This window comes from Okeania sp., assembly GCF_983059655.1.
Window position 1 is genome coordinate 1 of sequence record NZ_CEZPJD010000166.1, and the last position, 12333, is coordinate 12333.

General features: G+C 39.6%; 9 protein-coding genes. 4 read left to right on the forward strand and 5 right to left on the reverse strand.

The annotated features are described in order from the left end of the window. Nucleotides 1-423: 423 nt before the first annotated feature. The 3 genes from AC3DU7_RS11690 to AC3DU7_RS11700 form a co-directional block, all read right to left on the reverse strand. Nucleotides 424-990, reverse strand: a complete 567-nt coding sequence (locus tag AC3DU7_RS11690; protein WP_488039521.1) for a Uma2 family endonuclease — start codon at nucleotides 988-990, stop codon at nucleotides 424-426. Between the two features lie 143 nt (nucleotides 991-1133). Next, nucleotides 1134-1700 carry a Uma2 family endonuclease gene (locus AC3DU7_RS11695; protein ID WP_488039522.1) on the reverse strand — a complete coding sequence of 189 codons (567 nt, stop codon included), beginning with the start codon at nucleotides 1698-1700 and terminating at the stop codon, nucleotides 1134-1136. 175 nt (nucleotides 1701-1875) lie between these two features. Then, a complete protein-coding gene (locus AC3DU7_RS11700; protein ID WP_488039523.1) occupies nucleotides 1876-6186 on the reverse strand; it encodes an NACHT and WD40 repeat domain-containing protein in 4311 nt (1436 codons plus the stop codon). A 271-nt stretch (nucleotides 6187-6457) separates the two neighbouring features. Here AC3DU7_RS11700 and AC3DU7_RS11705 point away from each other — a divergent pair, with 271 nt between their 5' ends. Beyond that, complete coding sequence (locus AC3DU7_RS11705) at nucleotides 6458-6766, forward strand: hypothetical protein (RefSeq protein WP_488039524.1); 309 nt, start codon at nucleotides 6458-6460, stop codon at nucleotides 6764-6766. A 95-nt stretch (nucleotides 6767-6861) separates the two neighbouring features. Here AC3DU7_RS11705 and AC3DU7_RS11710 read toward each other — a convergent pair whose 3' ends face one another. Continuing rightward, complete coding sequence (locus AC3DU7_RS11710) at nucleotides 6862-8334, reverse strand: aldehyde dehydrogenase family protein (protein ID WP_488039525.1); 1473 nt, start codon at nucleotides 8332-8334, stop codon at nucleotides 6862-6864. A 146-nt stretch (nucleotides 8335-8480) separates the two neighbouring features. Further along, entirely contained in the window at nucleotides 8481-9212 is a 732-nt protein-coding gene (locus AC3DU7_RS11715; protein WP_488039526.1) for a DUF928 domain-containing protein, read from the reverse strand. Nucleotides 9213-9260: 48 nt separating this feature from the next. Between AC3DU7_RS11715 and AC3DU7_RS11720 the strand changes: the two genes are divergently transcribed. The 3 genes from AC3DU7_RS11720 (at nucleotide 9261) to AC3DU7_RS11730 (ending at nucleotide 11972) form a co-directional block, all read left to right on the forward strand. After that, nucleotides 9261-9422, forward strand: coding sequence for a hypothetical protein (locus tag AC3DU7_RS11720; protein ID WP_488039527.1), 162 nt, complete (start codon nucleotides 9261-9263; stop codon nucleotides 9420-9422). A 22-nt stretch (nucleotides 9423-9444) separates the two neighbouring features. Continuing rightward, nucleotides 9445-11106 carry a CHAT domain-containing protein gene (locus tag AC3DU7_RS11725; protein WP_488039528.1) on the forward strand — a complete coding sequence of 554 codons (1662 nt, stop codon included), beginning with the start codon at nucleotides 9445-9447 and terminating at the stop codon, nucleotides 11104-11106. A 494-nt stretch (nucleotides 11107-11600) separates the two neighbouring features. Continuing rightward, the gene (locus AC3DU7_RS11730) at nucleotides 11601-11972 is read left to right on the forward strand and encodes a VOC family protein (RefSeq protein WP_488039529.1); all 372 of its coding nucleotides are present in this window, start codon (nucleotides 11601-11603) and stop codon (nucleotides 11970-11972) included. Nucleotides 11973-12333: the final 361 nt, after the last annotated feature.

The following is a 12333-nucleotide window of genomic DNA, read 5'->3' on the forward strand; positions in this document are numbered from 1 at the left end:
TATAGTGAACCTATTAGGTCAAACAAGCAAATCAAATGATATTAGTAAATATAGAACCCCTGATCGTATCTTGATAAATATCAATTTTTTTTAGCTAGGAGTCAGGAGACAGGAGACAGGAGACAGGAGATTAAGAGGAAAAAAGGAAGAGGTAAGATGTAGGGATAGATAATACAAAAAATTCAACACTCCTTTTTCAGATTTTTCTTCACTCATTGATGTACGAAAAGACTTGACTACCATAATTATATAGATCTCAAATGGGTTCTATAGAGGAATCTGGTTAAGTAATAGATGATATTATGAATGTGGCAAAGGCAAAATAGTTTGAGATTGTTGATGATTTCTATTTTTTATAAACAAGTGATCGCTCTTTTTTCAAACATGGATTATATGTGGTAAAAAGGAGCGATATTGCTTCATCTATTCTTCCTCATCAAAGACGGGCGGCCAAAGTTCGGAAATTGATATTTCCCAACCAGGGAATAGTTCGGGAATGCTCAATATATCATCCTCGGTAAGTTCAATGGGTTCTCCTGTGGGGCGATAAATTATTACTGTTTCTTCATCAGGATCGATTAATATTGCGACTTGCACCCCCAATTCAATATATTTTAGGAGTTTCTTTTTTAGAGGTGGGAGTCGATCGCTTTGAGACTTGATTTCTACTGCTAGATCGGGTACCATTTCTGCAAAATAGCGGATGCTTCGTGGCAAGCGATCGGCTTTGATAAAAGATACGTCTGGTGCTTTGAGGTTCCTATCAGGTAAGATAAAACCACCTGCGGATTCAAATACTCGCCCCAGACGACGGGGGTTTATCCAGGCATAAAGAGAGGCGCTTAAACGAACTCCTACTTCGCTCGAAACGATATCTGATGGCCCCATAACTGATATTTTTCCATCTTCTAATTCTAATTGATAATCTAAACCAGCTTCGTTGAATAGCGTTTGTACTATTTCTAAGTCTTTGATGGTGACATCCGACATATTTCTTCTAGATTATATGATGATAGGTTGATTTGTATTTTAGCAGATTTGCCAGCAAGCAATAACTTTGGGTTAAGGGTATGCGATCGCTCTTTTTTTCAAACATAGATTCTATGTGGTAAAAAGGAGCGATATTGCTTCACTTATTCTTCTTCATCAAAGACGGGCGGCCAAAGTTCGGAAATTGATATTTCCCAACCAGGGAATAGTTCGGGAATGCTCAATATATCATCCTCGGTAAGTTCAATGGGTTCTCCTGTGGGGCGATAAATTATTACTGTTTCTTCATCAGGATCGATTAATATTGCGACTTGCACTCCCAATTCAATATATTTTAGGAGTTTCTTTTTTAGAGGGGGGAGTCGGTCACTTTGAGATTTGATTTCCACTGCTAGATCGGGTACCATTTCTGCAAAATAGCGGATACTGCGTCGCAAGCGATCAGCTTTGACAAAAGATACATCTGGTGCTTTGAGGTTGCTATCGGGTAAGATAAAACCACCAGCAGAGTCAAATACTCGCCCCAGACGACGGGGGTAAACCCAATTTCCTAGTAAACGACTAAACAGAATACCTACTTCGCTCGAAACAATATCTGATGGCCCCATAACTGATATTTTTCCACCTTCTAATTCTAATTGATAATCTAAGCCAGCTTCGTTGAATAGCGTTTGTACTATTTCTAAGTCTTTGATGGTGACATCCGACATATTTCTTCTAGATTATATGATGATAGGTTGATTTGTATTTTAGCAGATTTGCCAGCAAGCAATAACTTTGGGTTAAGGGTATGCGATCGCTCCTGTTAGAGCAGAAGGAAGAAGGAAAAATCTTGTCAGGAGAATGGCCATTCGTCCCTACAGTCTGTTACCTCTCTCATAGATTCTAATATTCCACCGCTCCCAATGCTTTAAGGCTGGCTTTTTGGGCGTTGCTTAATCCTGTGACTCCGGTAATGTTAGCGTTTTCATAAGGTCTGGGTACTCTCAGGGTTTTAATGCACTCTCCTGTTTTGATATTCCAGAGTTTAATTGTTTCGTCAGCGCTACTGCTGGCAAGAATTTCACCGTCGGGATGGAATGCTACTGCTAATACCCAACTCTCATGTCCGCTCAAGGTAGCGTAGGGTTGGTGGGTGTTAATGTTCCACAACCGCACGGTGTTGTTTTCTCCTCCATGCGCTAAAAGTTGACCGTCTGGACTGAAGGCAACTGAACAATTCCATAATTGTTGACCTTCAAAAACTGCGAGGCATTCTTGAGTGCTAATATCCCACAAGCGAACTGTTGTGTCATTGCTGCTAGTTGCTAAGAGCTTACCATCTGGACTGAAGGTAACTGCTCTGATCTCTGCTTGATGTCCTTGGAAACTGCTTAGATTGTTACCTGTCTCAATATCCCACAATTCAACAACAGGTTCCAATCCGCCAGCAGCTATTTTCTGACGATCAGGACTAATGGCAATTGCATAAACTTTTGAGATATAGTTGCTTGGTAAAGTCTTATCTTGCTCCTCTTGCCAGACATACCACAACTTCACAGAGCGATAACCTCCATGAATAATTAATAAGCTATTGTCAGGAGTAAAAGTAACAGAAAATACTTCAGATGATCCAGCAAAACCTTCCGAAGATTCACTGGTCATCATATTCCATAACTTACCTATCAAAGCAAAATGTCCACTCACAAGAGTTTGACCATCAGGGTTAAAAGCAACTAATTGCAAAGGCGTCCGATCTCTCTGTAAATTTGCTACTACTTTCCCGTTTTTTGTATTCCAAAGTCTCACAATAGAATCATCGCTACCACTAGCTAGAGTATTGCCATCTGGGCTAAAAGCGATGGCATGAGTCCAATTATCGGAATCTTCCAAAATATTTTGGAGTCTGAGATTATCAATATTTTCAATATTCCAGAAATTTACTTTTCTATCAATAGCACTACTGGCTAAAATCTTGCCATCTGGACTAAAAGCACATGGATACAAGCAAAAGGTATGTTTCTGTGGAATTTTCAGCCTTTGTGGGCGATCGCTATAGCTAACATCCCACAATTTAACAGTATGATAGGCACTTGCACTGGCAAGCGTTTTTCCATCTGGGGAAAAAACTAGCCCTTCAGGGAAAAGTAGCCTTCGAGCAGAAGAAACTGGTTTTATAACTGCATTATCATCACCAGGAATAGTAGCAGCCAGAGAAATCTTTGTGATATCTCTAAGATCCCATAGTTTAATGGTAAGGTCATCACTATAACTTGCCAAAACTTTACCATCAGGTCTAAAAGCAATACAGTTGACTGCTTCTTCATGTCCTGATAAAGTGGCTAAACATTCACCATTATTAATACTCCATAGTTTGATATTTTTATCTTCGCTAGCAGTTGCTAAAGTTTCACCACTTGGACTAAATACTAATTCGTTTATCCGACTTGTGTGCCATTGTGTGTATCTTTGTAAGATAGCTAGATGTTCGTCATCACTGAGATTCCATAATGCGTATCCTGCTAAGGTGGCTAGATGTTTGCCATCACTGAGATTCCATAATTGGATTGTGCCATCTAAACTACCAGTAGCTAAGAGTTGCATATTTGGACTCAAGGCAGTAGCTGTTACGAATTGAGAATCTATTAGTACACTTTTCAAACATTTACTGCTTGCCAAGTTCCAAAATTTTACTGTTTTGTCAACACCAATGCTAACTAGAGTTTGACCGTCAGCAGTAAATTTCATGGTTCTGACTATGTTGGTATGACCTTCCCAAGTCAAAAGCTTTTTACCATCTGCAACTTGCCACAAATAAATTTTGCCAGATTTATCCCCCGTTGCCAAGAGTTTATTATCGGGAGTAAAGGCTAAAGAACTAACTGTATTCACAGACTCCATAAAAGCACAGTCAGTTAAATTTGCCCCAGTCAAATTGATATCCTGCAAACTCGCACCAGTAAAATCAGCCCCTAAAATGACAGAGTGACTCAAGTCGCAACCTTCCAAAGCAGTAAGATTTGTTTTCACCAACAGTGTCATCGCATTGCCTCCCACATAACTAACCTCGTCAGGAGTTTTCCCTCGCGTCGCTTCCACAACTTCCAATAACTTCTGGCAAGTTTGCGCTTTCGTTGTATCCTCAGAAAGCATAGGCAACAACAAATCCAAAACTGCCTTTGCCAAAGACATTTTTCCAAAAGTAGAACGCAAATGTTCCAGAGATTCTGTAGAAAAAGTTTTTAGAGGCGCAACAGAAGTCACCTCCCCCTGAGTATCCACTTCCCGCTGGAAATAATTAGACCATGTGTATTCCTGGGTACTTGCCTCCCTGTTGATATGAGACCGCGCTGCTGCGACTTTCATAAAATCTTCAGGCAACAGCCCCAACTCCGCAGCAAATTTATAGGCAACAAGAAACTCTAACAACGAACGATGCGCCGGACTGTAATCTCCATCCTCATTTCTAATCAACATTGTCTGCCCCATCATGTCGTAATGCCAGTGGTCTAAATCTTTTTGTTCTTGCACCACAGGCTCAAACAAGCGACGAATACGGTCGGGAAATTCCCGATAGTTGAGACTCATCTTATCGTTAGATAACATTTCCCAAGACAGTTCGCAGAGAAAATAGAGCTTATCGGCCAGAGAAGTAAAAGTACGCTCTTGCTCAATGTCTTTTTCCATCTTGCGTTTGACGGCATAGAGATAAATCCTAGCTAAATCTATTGGCTTCCCTGCTTCAATCTCTGGTAGCGCCTTCAACATTAACTCGCTCATTACTGGACGGCGGGCTAAATCTAATAATTGAGAGTTATCCATCACTTTTTCTACTATCTCTGGTTCAGTCTGAAACGAAAGCACCTTACGAATTTGGTCGTTGTTAAATTTCTTCAGTTCCAACACTTCAAACTGGGGGGGGTCTCCAGTCAACTTCAACTTATCCAAAGAAGTTTGCAACTCTGCATTTAGTAAAGCGCGACCTTCCTTAGCTTCTGGGAAATGCTCCGTGCGACAAGTGAGAATCACCTTCGATCCTTGTACAGCTGTTTGCGCTAACTTCCAAAAATTATCAATCATCTTTTGCCGATCTACCTTAGCTGCCATCTCGTCAAAACCATCAAAAATCACCAACAACTTGCCCATGCGGTTGAGCCATTCAAAAGCTGGATAACTACCGCTTAGGGGAATTTTATGCTGCCGGAAAAAGAAATCGGAAAATAAGGACTCCATATTAACCGCCTTGGCATAGTCCCGCAACAGGATAACTAGAGGTAGGCGCGGACGTTCGACTCCTTGCTCTTTAGCACGCAAATAGCGCTGCAACTGTTCCCAGGCATAGTGGAAGACAAACCAAGTTTTGCCAGTACCAAACTCGCCCAAAATGGAAAGATGTTTTTTTGCTGTATCGTCCAGCCATCGAGCAACATAACCGTCTATCCAGCCATCGTCTTCATCGTAGTGACTGACTCTTATTTTTTGTTTAGTATTGGGGTCAACTTCTGCCTTGCTACAGGCGAGGGGTACATATTTTACATCCATACCCCGCTGCTTAACTTGTTCCTCCAACCACTGACAATAACCAGTGAAGTCGGCATCTTGATCTATAAGTTCGTCGAAGGTGTAACAAAATAACTTTTGTTTTTCCTGCTTTTCGACTTCATCGCGAGCAGCCTTACTAACTCGACGAACTGCTACCAGCCAACCTTCATCAGTTCTTTCAGTTGTCACGGACTGACACAAAGCATTGTAGTCGCAAGTTTCTGCCTCACCTTCGACTCCTCTAACCAAGACACGATCATATCTGCGACGATATTGGATTTTGATAATCCATTCAAAAAATCTTTTGCCGTTGGTTTTACCCTCAATGTTGTAGCTTTCACTAAATTCATAGCCAAGGATTTCAAACCATTCTCTCATCTGTTGAGGTAACTGGAAGTCGTGGCGATCTCTCTCTTGTTTGATTGCAGTTTCTACAACTGATTTAAAATTACTCTTAGAGACTTCTTTTCCGAATAAATTTCCCAGTATTTTCCATAATTCAGATGCTTTCTGTTTGATATATCCTTCATCAAATTTTGTTTTCGCCGAGATTTCTGCATACTTTTTACCTTCCCAAGCAAGGCAAAAAATATTTTTTGGCAAACTATTCAAAGTTTTTCCTTTTTGGCTAAAATATTTATCATTGACAAATTCAAAAGCTGTTTCTGGGTTCATTTTATTTGTTCACCGTAATTTATTGGCAACAACATTATTATATTTTCTTCTACTATCAAATGCCAGCTTTTCATCAAATTCCTAACTTTTTCTAACTTTTTCAGCAGCTAACTAAAACTAACTCTAACTCCTCACATTTTCTCACCATTAAAACTAAATGATTCTCTTACAGTAGAGATAACAAGCAAAGTCGTAAAGGCGATCGCTTGAGGTTCAACTTAACAATTAGTTGAATCGCAATCTCTAATAAAAGTAATATGGAGACCCAAAGATGAAGAATAAAGATATGAAGAATATAGATATTAAGAAAAAGTTGTTAGCAACTTCTTTATTATCTGTTATGTTGCTAACTTGTGAATTAGCTCAACTAGATCCGTCTAATGATACTGTACGTTGTGGAACCCGAAGCACTAATGAAGAAATAGAAAGTCAAGTAAGTTTAAATTCCTCAATAACAACTACAGATCGTGACAAATCCTGGAAAAACCACACTCACCATTTGGGCAAAGTTTGTCAAGCATCCTGGTTACGATGGTACTTGATTAGGATATGGTGGTCACTATTGCTACAATTACAATAACTAGCTGACATTCTCAAATATGGTAACAGCAAAAATGTAGGGGCAAACGGCCGTTCACCCCTACAAACTTTTCCGATAAAGTCAGTTACTGTCAACTACATCTTCACAGTCACAGTCTTTGTCTCTGTATACTGCTGTAAACCATACTCACCTAACTCCCGACCAATACCAGACTGCTTAAAACCACCAAACGGTGCAGCAGCATCAAACACATGATAACAATTTATCCAAACTGTACCAGCACGAACAGCATGAGCCACAGCATGAGCTTTACCTACATCTCGTGTCCAGACTCCAGCAGCTAAACCATATATTGTATCATTTGCCCTTTGCACCAGTTCATCAATATCCTTAAACTTAATGATGCTCATCACCGGACCAAAAATCTCTTCTCTGGCAATCTTCATCTCATCTTGCACGTCAGCAAATACAGTAGGTTCAATAAAATAACCGCGATCGCCAACTCTTGCTCCACCACATAACATCTGGGCACCATCCCGTTGACCAGATTCAATATAACCCATCACTTTATTAAACTGTTCCTCATCTACCTGAGGCCCCTGTTCAGTATTATCTGCAAACGGGTCGCCCACCAGCCGACGTTTTGCCCGTTCCACACTTTTGGCAACAAACTCGTCATAACATTTCTCTTCTACAAATAAACGAGAACCCGCATTGCAACATTGACCTTGGTTAAAGAATAAACCAAAATGTGCTCCTTCAATAGCAGCATCCATATCTGCATCAGCAAACACAATATTAGGACTCTTGCCACCAAGTTCTAAAGTCACCCGCTTTAAGTTGCTCTTAGCAGCAGCTTCCATGATTAAATGGCCTACTTCTGTGGAACCAGTGAAGGCAACTTTATCAATATCGTGATGGTGGGAAATGGCAGCACCAGCAGTTGGGCCATAACCGGACAAAATATTTATTACACCAGGAGGAAAACCAGCTTCGATCGCCAACTCGCCGACTCGGAAGGCTGATAATGGTGTTTGTTCGGCTGTTTTCATTACTAATGTATTACCTGTTGCTAGGGCTGGGGCAAGTTTCCATGCTTGCATTAATAATGGAAAGTTCCAGGGAATGATTTGACCGACTACTCCTACTGGTTCGTGGCGGGTGTAGCAGAAGTAGGAGCCATTGATAGGAATGGTTTTGCCTTGAACTTTGTCAGCCCAGCCAGCATAATAGCGATAACAGGCGATCGCTAAACGTAAGTCTGCATTGAGAGAGTCTTTGAGTGGTTTTCCATTATCTAGGGTTTCTAGTCTCGCCAACTCTTCTATATTTTGTTCCATCAAATCTGCTAATTTGTAGAGGAGTTCACCTCGTTGGGTAGCAGACATTTTCGGCCAGTCGCCACTGGTAAATGCTTTCCGGGCTACACTTACAGCCTTATCTACATCTGGCGCATCTGCTTCGGCAACGTCACAAATAACTTCTCCTGTTGCCGGATTAATTGTTTCAAAGCGTTTGCCGGAAGCACTTTCTACCCACTCGTTATTGATTAATAGTTTGGTGGGGCCGATTTTAACTTGTTGTTCTGGTCTTGTAGCTGTTACCATAAACTTTTTCCTCACTTTGTTGTGAATATAACCTTTCTACCTCTTAGCAATCTTTTGTCTAAAAAACTTTAGATATTTTTAATAATATTAGTGACGCTACACGGAAGTTAAGAGTCGTAAGGGTGAATTTCCGACGGAAAGCAATCTCAAACACTACTTTTTCGTGCCTCGTACTTAAGTCCTGATTGTTTTGTTAGGTAAATATATGCTACTCTCTCTGTTACTAAGTCTAAATTATCGGGTTCAGCATAACGTAATTCAGCTAAACTTTTCACAGCATCTAACCAAATTCCATTACTAGCATATAGATTTGGATATTCAGTTTTTTCAGCATTTTTTAGTTGACTGGTAAGATTAGAATTAGCTTCAACTTTTCTGAGCAAACCACTAACAACTAAATCATCTCTTCTTTTCTTGGGGTTACAAATAATTGTGACAAGCCAGCGATAATTTTTACCAATTTCTAGCTTGGCTTCTGTCTCTGGAATACTAATAGCTATTACACCAGATTTACCAGGAATATTAATCGCTTGGGTACGGTAAACATCTGTACCATTTTCCCCTTTAACAAATATCTGCATTAACTCTGCTGAAGTAGGAGGAATATACATAAAAAGTTGAAGAGATTCTGCTACTGTTAATTGTAGAGAATTTGTATCTATTTCTGGGTTTGGCATCAAAGCAGTTAAAGATAAAGCATTAGGATAATCATTGTCTTGGGGACACTTTTTAGGGTTACGACTTTTATCGGCTTTAGTAGTAGGTAATCCTTCTAAATCTGTTTGAGGTTTGTATTTAGTATTCCCTGCTAATAGAAAGGTAGTAGTTGTTAATAATAAAATATTTGTTAAATGTAAGATAGAGGTTTGCCAATCCATTTGATTTTCCGATAAAATTCAAATAAAACTTTAGCATAAAGTAAGATTATGTTTATGTTTCAGCAAAAATTTAAGAATATTAATCTTAATTCTCATCTTCAGAAAATCTACCAATCTATGATTTATCAAATGCAATGGTTATCTATTCTCAGCGTTAATAGTCTGATATTATTAAATGTTAGTTTTCCTCTATTAATATTACCCAAGTAGGGGGTAGAAAAATGCTTTTGGGTTGCCCATACTAACTGTAGTCTATCCATGTGAAAAGCGCTATAAGATTCTCGAACAACTGCGTACCAAAGTTGACAGTGCCGAACTCCGTGCCTCTTATTTCTCGACTGTGCAAAGTTACTATAAATTCTACATTGATTTATTAATGGAGTTGCACAAACAAAACCCCCAGGAAGGTTACGATGCCAAAGCACTTCATGTCAGCGAACGCAGTCTTGCCCGCACCCTCATCGAACTCCTCACGGAATCTAATGCCGATATTCGTCAAGGAGTAGATCCCAAATTATTACAGGAAGAACAAAACATACTCCAAAAACTTGATGCCACTGAAAAACGTCGCATAGAATTAGTCAGCGAACCCCACACCCCACAACAACTAGAAAAAATCAAACAAGAATTCGCCTCTCTACAAACAGAATACAAACAACTGCAAAACCAAATCAAACAAAACAGTCCTCGCTACGCCTCCCTCAAATATCCCCAACCCCTCAACCTCAAGCAAATTCAACAACAGGTACTCGACGACGACACCATACTCCTAGAATATTCTTTAGGTAAAGAAGGTAGTTATCTGTGGGTAGTCACCAACAATAGCATCACCAGCTACGAACTCCCCCCACAAGTAGAAATAGAAGCATCCGCACAACAATTTATCGATCTACTCACCGCACCACACCTGAGAATGAGTCCCCAAGACTTGTCCAACTCTGCCACCGCTCTCAGTGAAATAATTTTGCAACCTGTAGCGCCACAGTTAGAAAATAAACGCTTACTAATAGTGAGTGACGGCATATTACAATATATTCCCTTTGCAACATTATCGATACCAGGGAAAAATCTACCACTTATAGTCGAACATGAAATAGTCAACCTACCCTCAGCTTCTACTATTGCGATAACCCGCAATGAAACCGTTAACCGTCAACCTGTACCCAAAACCATTGCCATATTAGCCGATCCCGTTTTTAGCATTGATGACGAGCGCGTTATGGGAATAGCTAAAAATAATAACTCAGACGAAACAGTATCTATGTTACGAGGCCAACAAATGACCAAAGCTGCCAGAGGAGGTAGTGTTAACTGGGAGCGACTGCCAGATACTAGAATAGAAGCAGAAGCCATAGTTGCTCAGGTGCCTGATGAAACTCAACGTATTTATGCAATAGATTTTTCAGCCAGTAGGGAAAAAGCAACCAGCGAGGAATTAAGTGAATACAAATTTATCCATTTTGCTACCCATGGTTTCTTCAATGGAACAGATCCAGAATTATCAGGAATTGTCATGTCTTTAGTAGATCAAAATGGCAATCAACAAAATGGTTTTTTGTATCTACAGGATGTATTTAACTTGAAATTATCAGCAGAATTAGTAGTATTAAGTGCTTGTGAAACTGGCTTGGGAGAAGAGGTGAAAGGGGAAGGAATTGTCGGGTTGACTCGTGGATTTATGTATGCTGGTTCTCCAAGGGTTATTGTGAGTTTGTGGAAGGTAAATGATGATGCAACTGCTAAATTAATGAATTTATTTTATCAGAAAATGTTAGTAGAAAAGATGAAGCCAATAGCAGCATTGAGGGCAGCACAAATTGAGATGTTAAATTCAGAGGAATGGGTTGATCCTGAGTATTGGGCAGCTTTTACTTTACAAGGGGAATGGCAGTAAATAGGGGTATAGGGAGATGGAAAGATAGGAGGATTGAATATTGAAGTGTGGATATAATTATAAATATATACTAGACATCTCCAGAAAAGAGGGAGTAGGGAGTAGGGAGTAGGGACCCACCTCTAACCCCTCCCAGGAGGGGAAATAATTGATAATTTATGTACCATAATTGATTTGATTTTTTATTATTGGAGATATCTACTAGACATCTGCTAAATAAAGATATATACTTTTTGTAAAATTGGGAAATTTAGTCCTTTATATATCAAAATTTGGCGTTGCTGATTCTGGGTATGATTTGATAATTTTATATTTTGGATTTTGTATTTTGGATGGTTTGAACTACTTGTTAATATTAACTGTTCCCTGTTCCCTGTTCCCTGTTCCCTGTTCCCTGTTCCCTGTTCCCTGTTCCCTATAAACCTACTTTCATACCTTAATTCAGCAATGCCCAAAATTTATAAATAGCTAACCACTTACTAATAATATAAACTATGCAAATAACTCAACCCCTTCATACAGCTCTGTTAGTTTCAGACCTCGAAAAAGCCGAACATTTCTATGGTCAAATTCTCAAACTCCCAAAAGCCGAACGCTCCCGCAATTTTCCTGGTACTTGGTATCAAGTAGGCAACTTCCAAATACATCTAATAGTATCCTCAGAAATAATCCCAGATCTAGTTAATTTAGAAAAATTAGGGAGAAATAGACACTTGGCCTTTGCTGTCTCTGACTTAGATGCTGCCAAAACACAACTACTAGCAAATAATTGCCAAATTCAAATGAGCGCTTCCGGCAGAGCTGCATTATTTACCCAAGACCCAGATGGTAATATTATAGAATTAAGTCAACATTCAGGAATTTAGAATCTAAAAATTAAGAATTTAGAATTACCTCTTCTTATAAATTTAAGAGGATTAGATAAAAGGATTTTTTTCTTCTCTTGCTCTGATAGATATGGCTCCGAAACCTGCTCTTATCAGAGCCACTCCGCTTTATATTTTGTGGAGCAAAACGCCATCTCTAGACCGCTTTTTTCTCCATGAATGGAGAGGCTTTATACCTGAATTTTTCGGTAAGATAACCTGTGAAAATTATTGTCTATTCATATACAAACCCCCTGTTTGAAACTGCCCCAGACAAAACAACTTGGGGGTGGGAAATTGACCATGTTTATCACGACTTAGGCGATCGCCAACAACTCCAACAACTCCTACTCGACTCCCA